This window comes from Ruegeria sp. TASC047, assembly GCF_059612445.1.
The window spans coordinates 215,108-234,252 of sequence record NZ_JBXWQP010000019.1; the positions used below are offsets into that span (position 1 = coordinate 215,108).

Sequence of the window (19,145 nt, forward strand, 5' to 3'; positions counted from 1 at the left end):
ATAGCCGTTGCCCACCCCCCGTACGCCTCGTTCCCAAGCCCTAAACCTCTATCCGTCATAACTCCTTTCAACAAGCCGGGCAGAGCGGCGGCAGAAAGGAGCACAGATGGTATTCGATTTCTTGCGTCGTGGATCGGCCGGCAGCGCGCCCGAGGCGAAGGCGAGCGCGACGGGGCCTGTGGTGGCGTGGCAGACTGGCGGGCGCGTGGCGTGGAGCCCGCGGGACACGGTGTCTCTGACGCGGACGGGGTTTTCGGGCAATCCGGTGGGGTTTCGGTCGGTCAAGCTGATTGCTGAATCGGCGGCGGCTCTGCCCTTGATATTGCAGGGTCAGGGGCAGCGTTTCGATGCGCACCCGATCCTGGCCCTGTTGCGACGCCCGAATGCGGCGCAGGGGCGGGCAGAGATGCTGGAGGCCCTGTTCGGGCAGTTGCTGCTGTCGGGCAATGCTTATGTCGAGGCGGTGCAGACCGAGGACGGGCTGCCGGTTGAGCTGCACGTTCTGCGCTCGGACCGGATGAGCGTGGTGCCGGGGGCGGATGGGTGGCCCAAGGCCTATGATTACAGTGTCGGTGGCAAGACGCACCGGTTCGCGGCCGAGGCCATCTGTCATATCAAGACGTTCCACCCGCAGGATGATCATTATGGGTTCTCACCGATGCAGGCGGCGGCGACGGCGATTGATGTGCATAACAGCGCCTCGCGGTGGTCGAAATCGCTGCTGGACAATGCCGCGCGGCCCTCGGGGGCGCTGGTGTGGAAAGGCGGTGATGGGCACGGAATGATGGCCGAGGAGCAGTTCCGCCGCCTGTCCGACGAGATCGAGCAGAACTATCGCGGGGCGCGCAATGCGGGTCGGCCGATGGTTCTGGAGGGGGGGCTGGATTGGAAGCCGATGGGCTTTTCCCCCTCAGACATGGAGTTTCAGAAGACCAAGGAAGCCGCCGCCCGCGAGATCGCGCTGGCCTTTGGGGTCCCGCCGATGCTGTTGGGGATACAGGGCGACGCGACCTATTCGAACTATCAGGAGGCCAACCGGGCGTTTTACCGCCTGACCGTGCTGCCTCTGGTGACGCGGGTGGCGGCGGCGGTGTCGGAGTGGCTGACGGGCTTTACCGGCGAGGATCTGATCCTGAAGCCCGATCTGGATCAGGTAACGGCCCTGTCTGCCGAGAGGGATGCGCAATGGGCGCGGGTCAACCGGGCGGAATTCCTGAGCGATGTGGAAAAACGCAGATTGCTGGGGCTGCCGGAGCGTGCCGATGGCTGAGGGGTATCCGCCGTTCGAATGCGCGCCGGGGCTACGTCTGGCCGCGCATGAGCGGGTGGCCGAGATCCAGCACGCGCATCTGTGCAGGCGGCTGGATCAGATCGAAGAGATGATGGAGCGGCTGGAGAAACGGCTGTGGCTGACGGTCTATGGTGTGGCCGCAGTGATCCTGGCGCAGGCGTTTCAGTCATTCCTGGTGGTAACGCCATAAGTTCAGTGGGTTACATGGAGAAGTTCATGGATTTGGAGCATAAGTTCGCAGGGTTCGGTGACATCCTGTCAGTGACCGAGGATGCGGTGATCGAAGGCTATGCCAGCCTGTTCGGGCAAGTCGATCAGGGCAGCGACATGGTGCAACGCGGGGCCTATAGCGCCTCGCTTGAGGGGCTCGCTAAGGCGGGTCAGCGGGTCAAGATGCTGTGGCAGCACGACCCGGCGCAACCCATAGGTGTCTGGGACGAGGTGCGCGAGGACGACAAGGGCCTGTGGGTCAAGGGTCGCCTGCTGGAAAGCACCCAGAAAGGCCGGGAAGCGGCCGAGCTGATCCGGGCGGGTGCGATGGATGGCCTGTCGATCGGCTATCGCACCAAACGGGCCGTGAAGAATGACAAGGGCCAGCGGGTCCTGACCGAACTGGAGCTGTGGGAGGTGTCGCTTGTGACCTTCCCGATGCTGCCCAGTGCGCGGGTGGCGGCAAAGGGGAGCGACCTCGATGCCGAGAACACCTGGCGCAGCATTGCCGAGGTGTTCAACGACGCCCGGCAGGAGCTGGCGCGGACCTAGCGCGCCTCAAACCCACCCAAAAACAGGACATGCTGATGAGCAAGACCGAGATCCCGGCCTTGACCGGAGAGGGTGCGCCCCTGGTTCAGGAGGTGAAGCAGGCGATGGCTGGCTTCGTGAATGAATTCAAGGGCCTGAAGGCTGAAGTTAAAACCAAATTGCAACAGACAGAAGAGCGACTGACCATGCTGGATCGTAAATCAACTATCGCGGCGCGCCCGCATCTTGCGGCCTCGACCCTGGACGGTGCCCCGCACCAGAAGGCGTTCGACGCCTATGTACGCTCGGGCGAGGATGATGGGCTGCGCGGGCTGGAAATGGAGAGCAAATCGCTGTCCACCGCCGTCAACAGCGATGGTGGGTATCTGGTCGATCCGCAGACTGCCGAGACGATCAAGTCGGTTCTGAACGCAACCGCGTCAATCCGTTCGATTGCGTCGGTGGTGAATGTCGAGGCGAATTCGTTCGATGTGCTGATCGACCATACCGATGTCGGTGCCGGCTGGGCAGATGAGAATTCGGCCACTTCCGAAACCGGAACCCCGTCGATCGACCGCATCTCGATCCCGCTGCACGAGTTGAGCGCGCTGCCCAAAGCCTCGCAGCGTTTGCTGGATGACAGCGCGTTCGATGTCGAGGGCTGGCTGGCCGGTCGGATCGCCGACAAGTTTGCCCGTGCCGAGGCGGCGGCCTTTATCACGGGTGACGGCGTGGACAAACCCAAGGGTCTGATGATCCACCGGGCGGTATCCGATGACACCTGGTCCTGGGGCAGCCTGGGGTACGTTGCCACCGGCATCGATGGCGGTGTCGATGCGGATGCGATTGTCGATGTGGTTTATGCGCTGGGCGCGCAATACCGGGTCAATGGCACATTCGTCATGAACTCGAAAACGGCGGGTGTGATCCGCAAGCTGAAGGACAGTGATGGCCGTTTCCTGTGGTCGGACGGTCTGGCCGCCGGTGAGCCCGCGCGCCTGATGGGCTATCCGGTACTGATTGCCGAGGACATGCCGGATGCGACCTCGGACAGCTTCTCGATCGCGTTTGGCGACTTCAAATCCGGTTACACCATCGCCGAGCGCCCCGATCTGCGCGTGCTGCGTGATCCGTTCAGCGCCAAGCCGCATGTCCTGTTCTATGCGACCAAGCGTGTGGGCGGCGATGTGAGCGACTTTGCAGCCATCAAGCTGGTGAAATTCGGCATCGCCTAAGCGGTGACGAATCCGGGGGGCCATCGGCCCCTCGGGCGGCGGGCGCGGGCCGGGGTGAGATCCCCCGCGTTGTCTAGCTGCTCCCCTCCGTCCGAGCAACGTGGGGCGGCGCGTGCCCGTCATTTTCCTGACTGAGGCCCCCGGTGGGGTCCGAGATTGCGGAGTGAATGGATGATGTTGATCGAAGAAACCGCCATCGCGGATGCGGCGCTGCCGGTGGATCAGTTCAAGGCGCATCTGCGGCTGGGCAGGGGCTTTGCCGAGGATGACGTTCAGAACGAGGTGCTGAAGGGGTTCCTGCGGGCGGCCATGGCCGCGATTGAGGCGTGCACCGGCAAGGTTCTGATCGAGCGCGACTTTTCATGGAGCCTGAGCGGTTGGCGCGATCCGTTGGGCGAGGTTTTGCCGGTTGCTCCGGTGACATCGGTGTTGGCCATGACGCTGACCGATGCTGCAGGTTCTGAAACCGTCGCGGATGCGGCGGTGTATCGGCTGGAACGCGATGGCCAGCGCCCGCGGGTGCGGCCGGTCGGGTCGGCCCTGCCTGCGATTGCAACGGGGGGTGCGGTGAAGATCTCCTTCACGGCCGGGATGGCCACGGATTGGGCCGGTTTGCCCGCCGATCTGGGCCAGGCGGTTCTGCTGCTGGCGGCGCACTATTACGAATACCGGGACGAGACCGCGCTGGGCGCGGGGTGTATGCCGTTTGGCGTCACCAGCCTGATCCAGCGCTATCGCATGGTGCGCTTTGGTGCGGGGGTGGTGCAATGAATACGCCGCGTCTGAACCTCAAGCTGGTCCTTGAGGCCCCGATGCGCAGCGCTGACGGGGCCGGGGGATATACCGAGGCATGGGCCGCGCTGGGAACGCTGTGGGCCGAGGTCACGGCGCGCAGTGGCGCGGAACGGCAGATCGCCGGCGTTTCCGTCTCGCGCGTGGGGTATCGCATCGTGGTGCGGGGCGCGCCCGAGGGGTCGACCATGCGCCCGGCGCCGGATCAGCGGTTTCGCGAAGGCAATCGCCGTTTCGTCATCCGCGCCGTGGCTGAGCGCGACGCGCGCGGTCAGTACCTGACCTGTTTCGCGGATGAAGAGGTGGCGGCATGAGTTATGGCGTATCAGCCGCCCTTCAGGCGGCGGTGTTTCAGCACCTGACCGGGGATGCGGATGTCAGCGGCCAGTCCGGTGGCGCGATCTATGACGCGGTGCCCACGGGAACGGTTCCGCAGACCTATGTGACATTGGGCCCGGAAGAAGTCCGCGACGCTTCGGACCGGTCGGGCGCGGGTGCGATCCACCGCTTTACGGTTTCGGTGGTGTCCGAAGCCGCCGGGTTTGGCGCGGCAAAGACGCTGGCCGGGGCGGTGTGTGACGCGCTGGACAATGCGCCGCTGGCTCTGAGCCGCGGGCATCTGGTCGGGCTGTGGTTCGAGCGCGCCTCGGCCCGGCGAACCGGGACAGGCGGCAGCATCCGCCAGATCGACCTGAGATTCCGCGCCCGCGTGGAAGACGACTAAGCAATCAACGGAGAGAGCACATGGCTGCCCAGAACGGAAAAGACCTTTTGGTCAAAGTGGATATGAACGGCACGGGCCTGTTCCAGACCATTGCGGGCCTGCGGGCCACGCGGATCAGTTTCAACGCCGAAAGCGTGGATGTCACCAGCCTGGAAAGCCAGGGGGGCTGGCGCGAGCTGTTGTCGGGGGCGGGGGTCAAATCGGCCTCGATCTCGGGCTCGGGCGTGTTCAAGGATGCTGGTACAGACGAACGCGCGCGGCAGCTGTTCTTTGACGGCGAGACCCCGGCGTTTCAGGTGATCATCCCCGATTTTGGCATTGTCGAGGGGGCGTTTCAGGTGACGGGCATCGAATATGCAGGCTCGCACAACGGTGAGGCGACCTATGAGATGAGCATGGCAAGCGCCGGTGCGCTGAGCTTTACGGCGCTGTAATCGCATGGCCAATCCGTGGACGGGCGAGGTGGCACTGACCATCGATGGAGAGCGGCGGGTGCTCAAGCTGACGCTGGGCGCTTTGGCGGAACTGGAGCAGGAGCTGAACACCGGATCCTTGGTCGAGCTGGTGCAGCGGTTCGAGGGTGGCGCGTATTCCAGCAGTGACGTGCTGGCGCTGATCGTTGCCGGATTGCGGGGCGGGGGCCGGGATACCAGCCGCGCCGACCTGCTTCATGCCGAAATCGAGGGCGGCCCGATGGCTGCGGCCAAAGCGGCGGCCGAACTGCTGGCCCGCGCCTTCATGGTGCCGGAAACGACATGAGCGGGTTTGACTGGCCCGCCCTGATGCGGGCCGGGTTTCTGGGGCTGCGGCTGACGCCGGATCAGTTCTGGCGTCTGACCCCGGCAGAACTGCGGCTGATGCTGGGGCAGGGCGCCGGGATGTCCGCGATGAACCGGGCAGGCCTTGACGCGCTGCTGGCCGCCTTCCCGGACAAGCAACAAGGAGAGCGTGATGACGGATCGTGACGGGTTTGACGACTTGCAGGAGCGGGGGGCAGCGCTGGGCGATGCCCTGGGTGATGCTGCGACGATGGCCGCGGCGTTTGACAGCCAGATGAAGCGGATCAGCGCCGCGTTCGAGGAAACCGGCAAGGATGTCGCCACGTTGGAACGGGGCATGTCCAGCGGTTTGCGCAAGGCGTTCGATGGCGTGGTTCTGGACGGGATGAGCCTGTCGGGCGCGCTGGATGTGCTGAAGAACTCGTTGATCCAAACGGCTTATGCAGCCGCGATCAAGCCGGTGACGGATCATTTTGGCGGATTGCTGGCAAACTCGGTCGGCGGGTTGGTGCAGGGTCTTCTGCCCTTTGCCGATGGCGGCAGTTTCAGCCAGGGCCGGGTGATGCCGTTTGCCAATGGCGGCGTGGTCAGCAGCCCGACGATGTTTCCGATGCGCGGCGGCACCGGGCTGATGGGCGAGGCCGGCCCCGAGGCGATCATGCCGCTGGCGCGCGGCGCGGACGGCAAGCTGGGCGTGCGCACGCAGGGCGGTGGGCGTTCGGTGAATGTGGTGATGAACATCACGACCCCGGATGTGCAGGGGTTCCGCCGCTCGCAGGGACAGATTGCAGCACAGATGAGCCGTGCGTTGGGGCGCGGCAATCGCAACAGGTAAATCAGGGAGCAGGTGATGACTTTCCACGAGGTGAGATTTCCCGCCAGCCTGAGCTTTGGCTCGGTCGGGGGCCCCGAGCGGCGCACGGATATTGTGACGCTGGCCAACGGGTTCGAAGAGCGCAACACGCCCTGGGCCCATTCCCGGCGCAGGTATGACGCGGGGCTGGGGATGCGCTCGCTGGACGATATCGAGACGCTGATCTCGTTCTTCGAGGCGCGGCAGGGCCAGATGTACGGGTTTCGCTGGAAGGACTGGTCGGATTTCAAATCCGGCAAGGCCACGTTGGATGTCGATGTCGGAGATCAGGTTATCGCACGCGGCAACGGTGTGCGAACCGAGTTTCAGCTGATCAAGACCTATAGCTCGGGCGGGGTCAGCTATGCCCGCCCCATCGTCAAGCCGGTGCTTGGGACGGTGCGTCTGGGGCTGGATCAGGATGAGATCCGGGAGGGCGTGGAATTCGAGGTTGATCTGGCAACAGGCCGGATCACCTTTGCCGACCCGCCACCGGAAGAGGTGGATATCACCGCCGGGTTCGAATTCGATGTGCCGGTGCGGTTTGACACCGACAAGATCCACACCAGCGTCGCCAGTTTTCAGGCCGGAGAGGCGCCGAACGTTCCCGTGGTTGAGGTGCGTGTCTGATGGCTGTGGATGAACAGGGCCTGCACGCGCATCTGCAAAGCGGGATGACCACCGTGTGCCGGTGTTGGGCGATCAGACGCCGGGATGGTCAGGAATACGGGTTCACCGATCATGATCTGGAACTTGGCTTTGACGGATTGACGTTCAGGGCCAGCACCGGTTTGACGGCGGCGGCCATCGAGCAGGCCACCGGCCTGTCCATTGACAACACCGAAGCCATGGGCGCGCTGTCGGATGCGGCCATTCGCGAGGAGGATATCGAGGCGGGGCGGTTCGACGGGGCCGAAGTGCGCGCGTGGCTGGTCAACTGGGCCGACCCGGATCAGCGCATCCTTCAGTTCCGGGGCTCGATCGGGGAATTGCGGCGCGCAGGCGGTGCATTCCACGCCGAGTTGCGTGGCCTGACCGATTTGCTGAACCGCCCGTTGGGGCGCGTGTATCAGAAGCCTTGTACTGCCGTTTTGGGGGACCGGACCTGTCGGTTCGACATGGATACGCCCGGCTATTGGATTGAGGGCGCCGTCACCGGTTTTGATGGTGGAACCGTTCTGCTTGTCGCGGGCGGGGCAACCATCGAAGACGGCTGGTTCGAGCGCGGCAGGATTGACGTTGTGTCGGGAGCGGCGAAGGGGCTCTGGTCATCAATCAAGCATGACCGGCAGGTGGCGGACGGGCGGCAGATCACGCTCTGGTCCGGTTTCGGGGAAAGCCTGGTGCCGGGTGACATGGTCAGGCTGCGGGCAGGGTGCGACAAACGCATGGAGACCTGTCGTTTGAAGTTCAACAACCTGCTGAACTTTCAGGGCTTTCCCGATCTTCCGGGCGAAGATTGGGTGATGGCCGTTCCCAAACAGAGCAAAGCCAACAGCGGAGGGAGCCTGAGGTGACGATACACAGGCAGGATATTGTCGCAGAAGCACGCAGCTGGCTGGGGACGCCTTATGTGCATCAGGCCTCGACCCAGGGGGCGGGCACGGATTGTCTGGGCCTGCTGCGCGGCGTCTGGCGCGCCGTGATCGGGCAGGAGCCCGAGGCGGTTCCGGTCTACAGTCTGGACTGGTCCGAGCCGCAGGGCGAGGAACGCATGTGGGCGGCGGCGCGGCGGCATCTGGTCGAAAAACCGGTCGGCGATTTCGCGGTCGCAGATGTGCTGCTGTTCCGGATGCGCGATGGCAGCGTGGCCAAACATCTTGGCATCGTCAGCGTCGCAGGCCACGAGCCGAGGTTCATTCACGCCTATTCCGGTCATGGCGTGGTCGAGAACGCGCTGAGCGGCCCATGGCGCCGCAGGGTCGTTTCCTGTTTCGAATTCCCGTTGGAGGTGCTCTGATGGCTACTATTCTTCTTTCCGCAGCCGGGGCGGCGCTGGGCGGTTCAATCGGCGGAACGGTCGCGGGCCTGTCCACCGCGATCATCGGTCGGGCCATTGGCGCGACGGTCGGGCGGGTCATCGACCAGAGGTTCTTCAGCCAGTCCGTCATGGGCAGTGGCAGCGAAGTCGTCGAAACGGGCCGCATGGACCGGTTCAGGCTGACGGAAACCGGCGAGGGTGCACCGGTGACCACTGTCTTTGGGCGTATGCGCGTGGGCGGTCAGGTCATCTGGGCGTCGGACTTTCTTGAGACCGAGACCCGTGAAACGCAGGGCGGCGGAGGCGGCGGCAAAGGCAAACCCAAGGCACCCGAAGTGACCACCGTCAGCTACAGCTATTCGATTTCGCTGGCCATTGCCGTTGGTGCAGGCGAGATCGCCGATGTCGGGCGCATCTGGGCAGATGGGGAAGAACAGGACCGATCCGGGTTGAACATGCGCATCTATCACGGCACGCAAGACCAGTTGCCCGATCCCCTTATCGAAGCAATCGAAGGGGCGGGCACGGTGCCGGCCTATCGCGGTACAGCCTATGTCGTGATCGAGGATTTCCCGCTTGCGAGTTTTGGCAACCGGGTGCCGCAGTTCTCGTTCGAGGTGGTGCGCCCCGCGCAGCGCGACATGCCGGATTACCCAAGCGCCCTGCCGCAGATCGTGCGGGGCGTGGCGATGATTCCCGGCACGGGCGAGTATGCGCTGGCCCGTTCGCAGGTGAATTATGCGCAATCCGGGACAAGCTGGGCGGCCAATGTGCATTCCGCGTCCGGTGTATCGGATCTTGTGAGCTCGACCCGTGCGCTGGAGACCGAGTTGCCAAATTGCGACGCGGCCTCGTTAGTGGTGTCGTGGTTCGGTGACGATCTGAGATGCGGCGCATGCACGATCCGGCCCAAGGTTGAACAGAGTGGCACGGACAGCCGCAACATGCCGTGGATCGTGTCGGATCAGGTCCGCAGCACGGCGGGCCAGGTCGCGCGGCAGGACGGCCGCCCGGTCTATGGCGGAACACCCGCAGACCCGGCGGTGGTCGAGGCGATCCGACACCTCAACCAGTCGGGAAAGCGGGTCATGTTCTATCCGTTCATCCTGATGGAGCAATTGCAGGGAAACGGGCTGCCTGATCCCTGGTCGGAGGCCACAAGTCAGCCCCACCTGCCTTGGCGGGGACGGATCACGCTGGATGTGGCGCCGGGGCGCGCAGGGTCTGCTGATCAGACCGCGGCGGCGGACGCGCAGGTGGCTGCGTTCTTTGGGACGGCAAGTGCTGCGGATTTTACGATCAACGAAGGTTTTGACGCCCCGGTGGACACCGGCGGTGGCAGCGGCACCAGCGGCTCAGGCCCGGTGCTTGGCGGGCGGCCGGATGATCGCGGGCCTGGCGATCTGCAATGGGTAAACGGTGGCGGCACATTTGGCGGCTTGCTTGGCAATGGTCCGGTTCCGGCCACGAAGATCGTCAAATACTCCGGCCCGCAGGAATGGGGCCTGCGCCGGTTCATTCTGCACTATGCCATGTTGTGCAAGGCGGCTGGTGGGGTGTCGTCCTTCTGTATCTCGTCCGAGATGCGTGGCCTGACCCAGATCCGCGGGGCCTCGGGGTTCCCCGCCGTTGCGCAACTGCGTGCGCTGGCGGCAGAGGTGCGCCAGATTCTGGGCCCGGACACCAAGATCGGCTATGCGGCGGATTGGAGCGAGTATTTCGGATACCAGCCGGATGGAAGCGGAGACAGGTATTTTCACCTCGACCCGTTATGGGCGGATGACAACATCGATTTCATTGGCATCGACAACTACATGCCTTTGTCCGACTGGCGTGATGGAGAAAACCACGTGGACGCCGAGGCAGGTGCGCCGTCGGTCTACGACCTTGGGTATCTGCGCGGCAATATCGAGGGGGGCGAGGGGTACGACTGGTATTATGCCGCGCCGGAAGAGGCCGAGGCACAGATCAGAACGCCCATCGAAGATCAAGAGCATGATGAGCCATGGGTCTGGCGCTACAAGGACCTGCGCGGCTGGTGGTCAAATCTGCATCACGAGCGGATCGGTGGCGTTCGTCAGCCCAATCCGACCGACTGGGTGCCCGGATCAAAGCCGATCTGGTTTACCGAGTTGGGATGTGCGGCAATCGACAAGGGCACGAACCAGCCGAACAAGTTTCTGGACCCGAAATCGTCTGAATCGCTGTTGCCTGCATATTCAAACGGGCTGCGTGACGATTTCATTCAGGTCCAGTACCTGGCGGCGACCCTTGGATATTGGAGCGACCCGAACGTCAACCCGGTGTCGCAAGTCTATGGCCGACCAATGCTGGACCTGGCGAATGCCTATGTCTGGGCGTGGGATACCCGCCCGTTTCCGACCTTTCCAAATCTGCGAAGCCAGTGGGATGATGGGGCAAACTATGACCGGGGGCATTGGCTGAACGGCCGGTCCGGTTCGCGCACGCTGGCCTCGGTCGTGACTGAAATATGCCATGCGGCAGGGGTGACGGATATCGATGTTTCCGGGCTTTACGGTGTGGTTCGGGGATATGTCATCGAAGATGTGACAAATGCGCGGTCGGCTTTGCAACCGCTGATGCTGCGCTATGGGTTCGACGCGATCGAACGGAACGGCATCTTGCGCTTTCAGATGCGGGATGGCTATGGCGCGATTGCCCTGAACCCCGATCATCTGGCGATCAGCGGTGATCTGGATGGCACGGTTGAACACCGGCGTGAAGCTGAGGCCGAGATGACGGGCCGCGTGCGCCTGCGCTTTGTCCAGTCAGATGCGGATCACGATCTGGTTGCGGAAGAGGCAGTTCTGCCCGAGGACAGCACGCATTCTGTCTCGGTCAACGAGATGCCGTTGTCCATGACACGCACCGAAGGTCGGCAAACGGCTGAGCGCTGGTTGAGCGAGGCCCGTGTTTCCCGCGATACGGTGCGGTTTGCCTTGCCGCCATCGCTGCTGCATCTGGGCGCAGGTGATCTGGTGCGGTTGTCAGAAACCGAAAACAGCCCCCTTTACCGGATTGACCGACTGGAATCGGCCGATCTGCAACTGGTCGAGGCGGTTCGGGTTGAACAGGGCGTGTATAAGGCATCGCAATTGCGCGACGACCCGGCGGTTGTCAGACCCTATGCCGCGCCCGTTCCCGTGCTGCCGGTGTTTCTGGACCTGCCGCTGATCACCGGGGCAGAGGTCCCGCATGCACCTTATCTTGCGGTGACCGCTGATCCCTGGCCGGGGGCCGCGACGGTTTATTCCTCCTCAACCGATGAGGGGTACAGCCTGAGTGATGTGATCCCCGGTCAGGCCATTGTGGGCGTGACCGAAACGCCGCTGAGGCGCGCCAGTATCGGCGTCTGGGACGAAGGCCCGGCGGTGACGGTGCGGCTGTTGGCCGGTCAGTTGGAATCGCGTCCGCGTGGCGCGGTTCTGAACGGTGTCAATCTGGCGGCCATCGGCGACGGAACACCCGGCAACTGGGAGGTGTTCCAGTTCTCGGATGCCACGCTTGAGTCCCCCGGCGTTTACGCGTTGTCCGGGCGGTTGAGGGGCCAGTTGGGGTCGGATGCCCTGATGCCGGATGTCTGGCCGGACGGGTCCATATTCGTGGTGCTGAACGATCAGGTGCAGCAGACCAACCTGTTGCGCAACGAGCGGGGGCTGGCCAAACACTATCGCATCGGCCCGGCGACCCGTGGTTACGATGATCCGGCTTACCAGCACCTGATCGCCTCATTCGACGGCAATGGTTTGCGCCCGTTTTCCCCGGTTCACCTTCGGGTGCGATCCGACGCAACCGGCGAGCACCTGACCTGGGTGCGGCGCACCCGGTTGGATGGGGATGACTGGTCAGGGCTGGAGGTTCCGCTGGGCGAGGAAAGCGAATCCTATCTTGTGCGCGTCTTTGCTGGGGGAACCCTTGTCCGTGAAGAGATGACATCCCTGCCAGGGTGGTCCTATTCGGCGGCATTGAAGGCGGCAGATGGTCTGACCGGGTCATATGAGGTCGGGATTGCGCAGGTGTCGGCCATTTACGGCCCCGGTGCGATGGCGCGACTGGTTGTCAGGTAAGCGGCCCGATGCGACCGCTATTGCACGGAGATGTAAGTGCCGCGGCGCGCGCCTTGTTGGCGGCGCCGCCGCCAGAGCGGACCCGCTTATGCGTCCGGATGATCCATGAGGCGGAACTGGCCGACAATCACCGCGCGCGCACGGGTCGGCTGCATCCGGTTTACGGCAACGGATCGTTGATGGCGGTTGCGCGCAACAGGGTGCTGGCCGATGAGCCGGGGTTTGACGATTTGCAATATTGTCAGTGTTTTTCGCTGGTTTTGCACCATCTTGCCGAGTTTCTGATCACCCGGTCGCGCAGCTGACGCATTTGCTGGCAGCCAGATCCAGAGACAATCGCCCATCGGGAATACGGTCGCCGCAATCCTCGCAATACCCGTATTCCCCCTCGTCCAGCCGCATAAGCGCGGCCTGAAGGCGGCGGGTTTCTACATTGCGATTCACCTGTTGCGCCTTTGCCATCGCCTGGTTTTGCAACGCATCCATGCGGCTGAGCCGACCAACCGCCTGCTGATCCAGTTCAACAACGGCCTGAGCCTGCTGGCCTGATGCGGACAATTGATCCAGTTCGGCCAGACGCTCGTGAATTCGTGTTTCAAAATATGCGCGCTCGGACTCATTCATTTTCGTTGTATCGCGGATCACGGGTTTGCGTTTGGCCTTTTTGCCACTAAATGGCATTCTAGGCGCAGCAAAGGATCAAAAGCTATGTTTGAAAAACGCAGCCCCGTGACACCGGTCGATCCGGTCTGGAACCGTATCACATCCGAGGCCCAAGCAGCCGTCGAGACAGAACCGCTTATGGGCGGGCTTGTACACGCCTGTATCCTGCATCACCGCAGCCTTGAGCGTGCACTGTCCTATCGGATCGCGGCCAAGCTGTGTTCGAACGAAATGTCGATGATGGTGCTGCGCGAGATCGTGGACGAGGCCTATGCAAACGATCCCGGTTTGCTGGAAGCCGCCCGCGCCGATCTGATGGCGGTTTATGAGCGTGATCCGGCCTGCCATCGGTTGTTGCAGCCCATTCTGTATTTCAAGGGCTATCAGGCCATGCAGGCCTATCGCGTCGCGCATTGGCTGTGGCGCAAAGGGCGTTATGATCTGGCGTATTTCTTCCAGATGCGATCGTCGGAGATTTTCGGCATCGATATTCACCCGGCCGCGAGGATCGGCAAGGGGATCATGATCGACCACGCCCATTCCATCGTCATCGGTGAAACCGCCGTGGTCGGAGACAATGTGTCGATGCTGCATTCGGTGACGCTGGGCGGAACCGGCAAGGAAGAGGAAGACCGCCATCCCAAAATCGGAGACGGTGTTCTGATCGGGGCCGGGGCAAAGGTGCTGGGCAACATCAAAGTCGGCCATTGCAGTCGTATCGCCGCCGGTTCGGTGGTGTTGCAGGACGTTCCGCCGTGCAAGACCGTTGCCGGTATCCCGGCCAAGATCGTGGGCGAGGCCGGATGCGATCAGCCGTCGATCTCGATGGATCACATGCTGGGCAAAGATCAGTAAACGGTTTCAGTCCGAGCGGTTGTTGCGCCTTTCCAACCGCTCGCGACGCCTGTCTTCCCGCTTTTGCCTGCGCATTTCCCTGCGCTGTTTTTGCTCGGCTTTCTGACGCGCGATGACGGCGGGATCGTTCGAATTGAACTTCGAATTCTCGCCGGGATAGCTGTTGGGCTTTGCGGATACCGCATCAGGTGACGCCCCAGCGAGTAGTACAAAGACGAACAGGATTTGGATCAGGGATCGTAGGAACATCGCGCACCTTTCTTCGTTCAGCATCCGCAGGAAGAAGGTGGGGATGGCGCCAGTGCCGGGCAATCGGTTCGCCGATCACGGGGGCTCAATTCAGCACCATAAAATATGTGCCCTCGCCAGAATTGCTTTCTGGCGAGGGCGTTTATTGTGATCAGGCCAACATAACCATCGGGTTTTCAAGATTGTCGACAATGGCCTTGAGCAACTCGGCCCCCAGCGCGCCGTCGATGACACGGTGGTCAACCGACATGGTGACAGACATCACCGTTGCCACGGTCAGCTCGCCATCATCCCCGACAACCGGTTTCTTGACGCCGGTGCCGACGGCCAGAATTCCGGCATGGGGTGGGTTCACGATGGCGTCGAAATTGTCGATGCCGAACATGCCCAGGTTCGAGATGGCAAAGGTGCCGCCCTGATATTCATGCGGAGCCAGCTTGCGCTCGCGGGCGCGGGCGGCAAGGTCTTTCATCTCGGTCGAAAGGGCTGACAGGGATTTCATGTCAGCGTCTTGCAGGACCGGCGTGAACAACCCGCCTTCGATTGCGACCGCAACAGCCACATCTGACGGTTTCAGTTGCAGCACCCGGTCACCTGCCCAGACGGCATTACAGGCCGGAACCTGTTGCAGCGCATTGGCTACGGCTTTGATGATGAAGTCATTGACGCTGAGCTTGACGCCACGGCCTTCGAGTTGCTTGTTCAGTTGACCACGGAATTTCAACAGCGCATCCAGCTTGATATCGCGGCGCAGGTAGAAATGCGGAATGGTCTGTTTGGCCTCGCCCAGGCGTGCGGCAATGGTTTTGCGCATACCGTCGAGCTTGATTTCCTCGTACGGGCGGCCTTCGTACATCCGCGCGACCATATCCGCCGATGGACCAGACGGAGCTGCAGGGGCAGCCGAGGGCGCGGCGGCGGCGGGAGCAGTGGCAGGAGCTGCTGCCGGAGCGGTGGCAGTTGCGCCTTCGACATCAACCTTGACGATGCGACCGTGCGGGCCGGAACCGGCAATCTGCGTCAGGTCGAGACCTTTTTGCGCAGCAATCCGGCGGGCCAGAGGCGAGGCAAAAATCCGACCACCATCAGCCTTGGCCGGAGCGGCCGGGGCAGGGGCGGGCGCCTCGGGTGCCGCTGGCGCGGCAGCCTCGTTGCCCGCGACGGCTGCGGGGGCAGCCGCCGGTGCAGCAGCCGGAGCCGTGCCAATGTCATCGGCGCTTTCGCCGTCTTCCAGCAGAACCGCGATGGCGGTGTTGACCTTGACCCCTTCGGTGCCCTCGGGGATCAGGATCTTGCCGATGGTGCCTTCGTCAACGGCCTCGAACTCCATCGTGGCCTTGTCGGTTTCGATCTCGGCCAGCAGGTCACCGGAGGAGACGGTATCGCCTTCCTTGACCAGCCATTTGGCGAGCGTGCCTTCCTCCATCGTCGGGGACAGGGCGGGCATCAGAATTTCTGTAGGCATCTGTCTGTCGCTCCTTACCGGTAGGTCACTTGTTTGACAGCGGCGATCACCTCATCCGTGGTGATCAGGGCCAGCTTTTCGAGATTCGCGGCATAGGGCATCGGAACGTCCTTGCCGGTGCAGTTGATGACCGGTGCGTCGAGGTAATCAAACGCCTCCTGCATCACGACCGAACTGATATAGCTGCCGACGGACCCCTGCGGCCAGCCTTCTTCCACTGTCACCAGCCGGTTGGTCTTCATCACCGAATTGATGATGGCGCCAGTGTCCATCGGGCGGATGGTGCGCAGGTCGATCACTTCGGCGCTGATGCCGTCTTCGGCCAGCTTGTCAGCAGCTTCCAGCGCGTATTGCATGCCGATGCCAAAGCTGACGATGGTCACGTCCGAGCCTTCACGCCAGATGCGGGCCTTGCCCAGAGGAATGGTCAGGTCATCCACCTGCGGCACTTCGAAAGAGCGACCGTAGAGGATTTCGTTTTCCAGGAACACAACCGGGTTGGGGTCGCGGATGGCCGATTTCAGCAGACCTTTGGCATCAGCAGCCGAATAAGGCATGACGACCTTCAGACCGGGGATCTGCATGTACCAAGCGGCGTAGTCCTGGCTGTGCTGTGCGGCCACGCGGGCCGCGGCCCCGTTGGGCCCCCGGAACACGATGGGGCACCCCATCTGACCACCGGACATATAAAGCGTTTTGGCCGCAGAGTTGATGATCTGGTCAATCGCCTGCATGGCGAAGTTGAAGGTCATGAACTCGACAATCGGTTTCAGACCGCCAAAGGCCGAACCCACCGCGATACCGGCAAACCCGTGTTCGGTGATCGGGGTGTCGATCACGCGTTTGGAGCCAAATTCATCCAGCAGGCCCTGCGAGATTTTATAGGCCCCCTGATATTCAGCGACTTCCTCGCCCATCAGATAGACGTTTTCATCACCGCGCATTTCCTCGGCCATTGCATCGCGCAAGGCTTCGCGCACGGTTTCGGACTTCATCTCGGCATCCGCGGGCCAGTCGGGTGACAGGTCCACCGCCGGAGCAGCGGGGGCTGCTGCGGCAGGAGCCGGGGCCGGGGCTGCTGTGGGGGCGGCCTCGGGCGCCGCTGCGGCTGCGGGGGCTGCTGCGGCTGCGGGGGCTGCTGCGGCTGCGGGGGCTGCTGTGGGCAGGGCCGAGGCGTCTTCGCCTTCTTCGACCAGCACTGCGATAGGGGTGTTCACCTTGACCCCTTCGGTGCCCTCGGCGATCAGGATTTTGCCGACGATGCCTTCATCGACGGCCTCAAACTCCATCGTTGCCTTGTCGGTCTCGATCTCGGCCATGATGTCGCCCGAGGATACGGTGTCGCCTTCCTTGACCAGCCATTTGGCCAGCGTACCCTCTTCCATCGTGGGGGAAAGGGCGGGCATGAGAATTTCGGTTGCCATGTCTTATTCGTCCTCTCAGGCGTAAATGTCAGTCCAGAGCTCTTCGACCGAAGGCTCGGGGCTTTCTTTCGAGAATTCGGCGGCCTGGTTGACGATCTCCTTGATTTCCTTGTCGATCGCTTTCAGGTCATCCTCGGTCGCGTGCTTGCCGGTCAGCAGCAGCTCACGCACATGTTCGATCGGGTCGCTTTGTTCGCGGACCTTCTGAACCTCTTCGCGGGTACGGTACTTGGCCGGGTCAGACATCGAGTGGCCGCGATAGCGGTAGGTCTTGATTTCCAGGATATAGGGGCCTTTGCCTGCGCGACAGTGCGCGACAGCTTTTTCACCCGCTTCCTTGACCGCCAGCACATCCATGCCGTTGACGATCTCACCCGGAATGCCGAACGCCTCGCCGCGATGGAAGATGTCCTTGGTCGAGGTCGAGCGGGACTGAGCGGTGCCCATGGCGTATTGGTTGTTCTCGATCACGAAAATCACCGGCAAGCCCCAGATGGCCGCCATGTTGAAGGTCTCATACACCTGACCCTGGTTCGCAGCACCGTCCCCGAAATAGGTGAAGGTCACGCGGCCGTTTTCCTTGTACTTGTCGGCAAAAGCCAGCCCCGCGCCCAGCGGAACCTGCGCGCCGACGATACCGTGCCCGCCATAGAAGTGCTTTTCTTTCGAGAACATGTGCATCGAGCCGCCCTTGCCCTTGGACAGGCCACCAATGCGCCCGGTCAGTTCGGCCATAACGCCGCCCGGATCCATTCCGCAGGCCAGCATGTGACCGTGGTCGCGATATGAGGTGATGCGCTTGTCGCCTTCCTCTGCGGCGGCCTCGAGCCCGACAACAACGGCCTCTTGTCCGATATAAAGGTGGCAGAACCCACCGATCAGGCCCATGCCATAAAGCTGACCGGCCTTTTCCTCGAATCGGCGGATCAGCAGCATCTCGCGGTAGTATGTCTGGAGTTCTTCCGCAGAAACATTTGGTTTCTTTGTGGTTTTTCGCGCAGCCATCGTGGCGATCTCCCCCTTTCGGACAGATAGTTTAGCGTTAAACTATCTCATAAAGCATTTGGGGCTTTCTGGCGAGGGGAAATGTGACGCAGCGTTCGGCGCGGCGCATCCTGGCCGAAACGCCGGGCCTGAGTTGCTTTTTCTGAAAAGGGTCCTTGATCAGCGGATCACAATTTCGTCCGACCGGATCATGCCCAGAACCGAGCGCGCCTGCTGGTCCAGCAGGTCCAGATCCAGATAGGTGTCGGACAGACGCCGTGTCAGGTTTTCCATCTCGGCGATTTCGACATTCAGTTTTTCCAGACTGCGTGACAGAGCGTCCCGTTCCGCCGCAATTTCGACCCGCCGAAACAGGCCGTAATCCCCCTGAACGGCGGCAAAGGTGAAATACACACCCAGCATGAAAGCCACCGAGAAGAAGAGAACTGCACCCAAACCGGGTCGATGGGAACGGGACACTCTGTTTACCGCCGTATGAAAACTTGCCTCAATAACGGGCTCTTTCCGAGCCTCTGATCGCACTATGTCACAGGCGATTCGGGTTGTGAATCCCCTGATTCGGTTTTTTCATCAGTATTTCGTGTGCGTCCCGGTCAAAGCTCAGCGCCAGGACTGAAGCTGCTGATTTCTTGCACGCGTCTGCTCTTTCATACAGGTCCAGTAGAACATGGGCGCAGCGCTGCCGCCGCCGGATAGTTCCTTGTCGCAAGTGGCGTCCCGCGCCTTTAGCCACGCACGTTGTTCATCCAGAAGGGCATCGCCGTTGCCACGTGCATCAGCGACCGGCTTGATCTGTTTCCACAATCGGTTGAGGTCGCGGTCAACAGCTTCCCATTGTTCCTTGGCACAGAAATTTGCATCAAGCTGTGTCTGGCCACCGCAGCTGGATTGTGCTGTTGCAGGCCACGGCATCGCGAGAAGGACGAACAGGTATAATGACCTCATTGTATAATCCCCCATTCAAATAGGGGATTATACCATGAACCGTGACAAGCGGCCA

Annotated in this window: 23 protein-coding genes and 2 pseudogenes; 18 read left to right on the forward strand and 7 right to left on the reverse strand. The window is 62.3% G+C overall.

Annotation, left to right across the window (positions count from 1 at the left end; genetic code table 11):
- Positions 1–106: 106 nt before the first annotated feature.
- The 17 genes and pseudogenes from AC2FLO_RS03575 (at position 107) to AC2FLO_RS03655 (ending at position 12,789) form a co-directional block, all read left to right on the forward strand.
- Positions 107–1,270, forward strand: a complete 1,164-nt coding sequence (locus AC2FLO_RS03575; RefSeq protein WP_496751350.1) for a phage portal protein — start codon at positions 107–109, stop codon at positions 1,268–1,270.
- Positions 1,263–1,481, forward strand: coding sequence for a GTA head formation protein, RCAP_rcc01685 family (locus AC2FLO_RS03580; RefSeq protein ID WP_267365006.1), 219 nt, complete (start codon positions 1,263–1,265; stop codon positions 1,479–1,481). The genes AC2FLO_RS03575 and AC2FLO_RS03580 overlap by 8 nt, the downstream gene beginning before the upstream one ends.
- A gap of 14 nt (positions 1,482–1,495) precedes the next feature.
- Positions 1,496–2,053 (forward strand): HK97 family phage prohead protease, encoded by a 558-nt coding sequence (locus tag AC2FLO_RS03585; protein WP_480584861.1) that lies wholly within the window; start codon positions 1,496–1,498, stop codon positions 2,051–2,053.
- A gap of 35 nt (positions 2,054–2,088) precedes the next feature.
- Positions 2,089–3,267 carry a phage major capsid protein gene (locus AC2FLO_RS03590; protein WP_496751352.1) on the forward strand — a complete coding sequence of 393 codons (1,179 nt, stop codon included), beginning with the start codon at positions 2,089–2,091 and terminating at the stop codon, positions 3,265–3,267.
- Between the two features lie 171 nt (positions 3,268–3,438).
- On the forward strand, positions 3,439–4,038 hold the full coding sequence (locus tag AC2FLO_RS03595) for a head-tail connector protein (protein WP_496751353.1): 600 nt from the start codon (positions 3,439–3,441) through the stop codon (positions 4,036–4,038).
- Complete coding sequence (locus AC2FLO_RS03600) at positions 4,035–4,373, forward strand: phage head closure protein (protein WP_496751355.1); 339 nt, start codon at positions 4,035–4,037, stop codon at positions 4,371–4,373. The genes AC2FLO_RS03595 and AC2FLO_RS03600 overlap by 4 nt, the downstream gene beginning before the upstream one ends.
- Positions 4,370–4,783, forward strand: a complete 414-nt coding sequence (locus tag AC2FLO_RS03605) for a DUF3168 domain-containing protein (RefSeq protein ID WP_496751357.1) — start codon at positions 4,370–4,372, stop codon at positions 4,781–4,783. Before AC2FLO_RS03600 ends, AC2FLO_RS03605 begins: the two co-directional genes overlap by 4 nt.
- Before the next feature lie 20 nt (positions 4,784–4,803).
- Positions 4,804–5,217 carry a phage major tail protein, TP901-1 family gene (locus AC2FLO_RS03610; protein WP_267364994.1) on the forward strand — a complete coding sequence of 138 codons (414 nt, stop codon included), beginning with the start codon at positions 4,804–4,806 and terminating at the stop codon, positions 5,215–5,217.
- A 4-nt stretch (positions 5,218–5,221) separates the two neighbouring features.
- Entirely contained in the window at positions 5,222–5,542 is a 321-nt protein-coding gene (locus AC2FLO_RS03615; protein WP_267364992.1) for a gene transfer agent family protein, read from the forward strand.
- Positions 5,539–5,748, forward strand: coding sequence for a rcc01693 family protein (locus AC2FLO_RS03620; protein ID WP_267364990.1), 210 nt, complete (start codon positions 5,539–5,541; stop codon positions 5,746–5,748). Before AC2FLO_RS03615 ends, AC2FLO_RS03620 begins: the two co-directional genes overlap by 4 nt.
- Positions 5,735–6,397: an RcGTA-type gene transfer agent tail tape measure protein gene (locus AC2FLO_RS03625; protein ID WP_480480413.1), complete on the forward strand. Its 663-nt coding sequence runs from the start codon at positions 5,735–5,737 to the stop codon at positions 6,395–6,397. The genes AC2FLO_RS03620 and AC2FLO_RS03625 overlap by 14 nt, the downstream gene beginning before the upstream one ends.
- Positions 6,398–6,412: 15 nt before the next feature.
- On the forward strand, positions 6,413–7,045 hold the full coding sequence (locus tag AC2FLO_RS03630; protein ID WP_496751360.1) for a phage distal tail protein, Rcc01695 family: 633 nt from the start codon (positions 6,413–6,415) through the stop codon (positions 7,043–7,045).
- Positions 7,045–7,932, forward strand: coding sequence for a phage/gene transfer agent baseplate hub protein (locus AC2FLO_RS03635; protein WP_496751362.1), 888 nt, complete (start codon positions 7,045–7,047; stop codon positions 7,930–7,932). The genes AC2FLO_RS03630 and AC2FLO_RS03635 overlap by 1 nt, the downstream gene beginning before the upstream one ends.
- Complete coding sequence (locus AC2FLO_RS03640) at positions 7,929–8,375, forward strand: C40 family peptidase (protein ID WP_496751364.1); 447 nt, start codon at positions 7,929–7,931, stop codon at positions 8,373–8,375. The genes AC2FLO_RS03635 and AC2FLO_RS03640 overlap by 4 nt, the downstream gene beginning before the upstream one ends.
- Positions 8,375–9,706: pseudogene (locus tag AC2FLO_RS03645) on the forward strand (baseplate multidomain protein megatron); the annotation flags it as partial. The gene AC2FLO_RS03640 and the pseudogene AC2FLO_RS03645, both read left to right, overlap by 1 nt.
- A 162-nt stretch (positions 9,707–9,868) precedes the next feature.
- Positions 9,869–12,484 (forward strand): annotated as a pseudogene (locus AC2FLO_RS03650) (baseplate multidomain protein megatron); the annotation flags it as partial.
- Positions 12,485–12,492: 8 nt separating this feature from the next.
- A complete protein-coding gene (locus AC2FLO_RS03655; protein ID WP_480584850.1) occupies positions 12,493–12,789 on the forward strand; it encodes a DUF7742 family protein in 297 nt (98 codons plus the stop codon).
- Here AC2FLO_RS03655 and AC2FLO_RS03660 read toward each other — a convergent pair.
- On the reverse strand, positions 12,770–13,165 hold the full coding sequence (locus AC2FLO_RS03660; RefSeq protein ID WP_480584848.1) for a TraR/DksA family transcriptional regulator: 396 nt from the start codon (positions 13,163–13,165) through the stop codon (positions 12,770–12,772). The genes AC2FLO_RS03655 and AC2FLO_RS03660 overlap by 20 nt on opposite strands.
- Before the next feature lie 27 nt (positions 13,166–13,192).
- Here AC2FLO_RS03660 and cysE point away from each other — a divergent pair, with 27 nt between their 5' ends.
- Complete coding sequence (gene cysE, locus AC2FLO_RS03665; RefSeq protein ID WP_267364267.1) at positions 13,193–14,002, forward strand: serine O-acetyltransferase; 810 nt, start codon at positions 13,193–13,195, stop codon at positions 14,000–14,002.
- 6 nt (positions 14,003–14,008) lie between these two features.
- Here cysE and AC2FLO_RS03670 read toward each other — a convergent pair whose 3' ends face one another.
- The 6 genes from AC2FLO_RS03670 to AC2FLO_RS03695 all read right to left on the reverse strand — a co-directional run bounded on the left by AC2FLO_RS03670 (position 14,009) and on the right by AC2FLO_RS03695 (position 19,090).
- Positions 14,009–14,314 (reverse strand): hypothetical protein, encoded by a 306-nt coding sequence (locus AC2FLO_RS03670; protein WP_496751367.1) that lies wholly within the window; start codon positions 14,312–14,314, stop codon positions 14,009–14,011.
- An 88-nt stretch (positions 14,315–14,402) separates the two neighbouring features.
- Positions 14,403–15,716, reverse strand: coding sequence for a pyruvate dehydrogenase complex dihydrolipoamide acetyltransferase (locus AC2FLO_RS03675; RefSeq protein WP_496751369.1), 1,314 nt, complete (start codon positions 15,714–15,716; stop codon positions 14,403–14,405).
- 14 nt (positions 15,717–15,730) lie between these two features.
- Positions 15,731–17,140 (reverse strand): pyruvate dehydrogenase complex E1 component subunit beta, encoded by a 1,410-nt coding sequence (locus tag AC2FLO_RS03680; protein WP_496751371.1) that lies wholly within the window; start codon positions 17,138–17,140, stop codon positions 15,731–15,733.
- A 15-nt stretch (positions 17,141–17,155) separates the two neighbouring features.
- The gene (pdhA, locus tag AC2FLO_RS03685) at positions 17,156–18,145 is read right to left on the reverse strand and encodes a pyruvate dehydrogenase (acetyl-transferring) E1 component subunit alpha (protein ID WP_209503593.1); all 990 of its coding nucleotides are present in this window, start codon (positions 18,143–18,145) and stop codon (positions 17,156–17,158) included.
- A 159-nt stretch (positions 18,146–18,304) separates the two neighbouring features.
- Positions 18,305–18,604: an FtsB family cell division protein gene (locus AC2FLO_RS03690; protein WP_209503595.1), complete on the reverse strand. Its 300-nt coding sequence runs from the start codon at positions 18,602–18,604 to the stop codon at positions 18,305–18,307.
- A gap of 141 nt (positions 18,605–18,745) precedes the next feature.
- Positions 18,746–19,090, reverse strand: a complete 345-nt coding sequence (locus AC2FLO_RS03695) for a lysozyme inhibitor LprI family protein (RefSeq protein WP_496751373.1) — start codon at positions 19,088–19,090, stop codon at positions 18,746–18,748.
- Positions 19,091–19,145: the final 55 nt, after the last annotated feature.

Excerpts from the sequence above, each read along its gene's own strand:
- AC2FLO_RS03575 (WP_496751350.1), top strand. The coding sequence starts at position 107 with ATGGTATTCGATTTCTTGCGTCGTGGATCGGCCGGCAGCGCGCCCGAG.
- AC2FLO_RS03580 (WP_267365006.1), top strand. The coding sequence starts at position 1,263 with ATGGCTGAGGGGTATCCGCCGTTCGAATGCGCGCCGGGGCTACGTCTG.
- AC2FLO_RS03585 (WP_480584861.1), top strand. The coding sequence starts at position 1,496 with ATGGAGAAGTTCATGGATTTGGAGCATAAGTTCGCAGGGTTCGGTGAC.
- AC2FLO_RS03590 (WP_496751352.1), top strand. The coding sequence starts at position 2,089 with ATGAGCAAGACCGAGATCCCGGCCTTGACCGGAGAGGGTGCGCCCCTG.
- AC2FLO_RS03595 (WP_496751353.1), top strand. The coding sequence starts at position 3,439 with ATGATGTTGATCGAAGAAACCGCCATCGCGGATGCGGCGCTGCCGGTG.
- AC2FLO_RS03600 (WP_496751355.1), top strand. The coding sequence starts at position 4,035 with ATGAATACGCCGCGTCTGAACCTCAAGCTGGTCCTTGAGGCCCCGATG.
- AC2FLO_RS03605 (WP_496751357.1), top strand. The coding sequence starts at position 4,370 with ATGAGTTATGGCGTATCAGCCGCCCTTCAGGCGGCGGTGTTTCAGCAC.
- AC2FLO_RS03610 (WP_267364994.1), top strand. The coding sequence starts at position 4,804 with ATGGCTGCCCAGAACGGAAAAGACCTTTTGGTCAAAGTGGATATGAAC.
- AC2FLO_RS03615 (WP_267364992.1), top strand. The coding sequence starts at position 5,222 with ATGGCCAATCCGTGGACGGGCGAGGTGGCACTGACCATCGATGGAGAG.
- AC2FLO_RS03620 (WP_267364990.1), top strand. The coding sequence starts at position 5,539 with ATGAGCGGGTTTGACTGGCCCGCCCTGATGCGGGCCGGGTTTCTGGGG.
- AC2FLO_RS03625 (WP_480480413.1), top strand. The coding sequence starts at position 5,735 with ATGACGGATCGTGACGGGTTTGACGACTTGCAGGAGCGGGGGGCAGCG.
- AC2FLO_RS03630 (WP_496751360.1), top strand. The coding sequence starts at position 6,413 with ATGACTTTCCACGAGGTGAGATTTCCCGCCAGCCTGAGCTTTGGCTCG.
- AC2FLO_RS03635 (WP_496751362.1), top strand. The coding sequence starts at position 7,045 with ATGGCTGTGGATGAACAGGGCCTGCACGCGCATCTGCAAAGCGGGATG.
- AC2FLO_RS03655 (WP_480584850.1), top strand. The coding sequence starts at position 12,493 with ATGCGACCGCTATTGCACGGAGATGTAAGTGCCGCGGCGCGCGCCTTG.
- AC2FLO_RS03660 (WP_480584848.1), bottom strand. The coding sequence starts at position 13,165 with ATGCCATTTAGTGGCAAAAAGGCCAAACGCAAACCCGTGATCCGCGAT.
- cysE (WP_267364267.1), top strand. The coding sequence starts at position 13,193 with ATGTTTGAAAAACGCAGCCCCGTGACACCGGTCGATCCGGTCTGGAAC.
- AC2FLO_RS03675 (WP_496751369.1), bottom strand. The coding sequence starts at position 15,716 with ATGCCTACAGAAATTCTGATGCCCGCCCTGTCCCCGACGATGGAGGAA.
- AC2FLO_RS03680 (WP_496751371.1), bottom strand. The coding sequence starts at position 17,140 with ATGGCAACCGAAATTCTCATGCCCGCCCTTTCCCCCACGATGGAAGAG.
- pdhA (WP_209503593.1), bottom strand. The coding sequence starts at position 18,145 with ATGGCTGCGCGAAAAACCACAAAGAAACCAAATGTTTCTGCGGAAGAA.
- AC2FLO_RS03695 (WP_496751373.1), bottom strand. The coding sequence starts at position 19,090 with ATGAGGTCATTATACCTGTTCGTCCTTCTCGCGATGCCGTGGCCTGCA.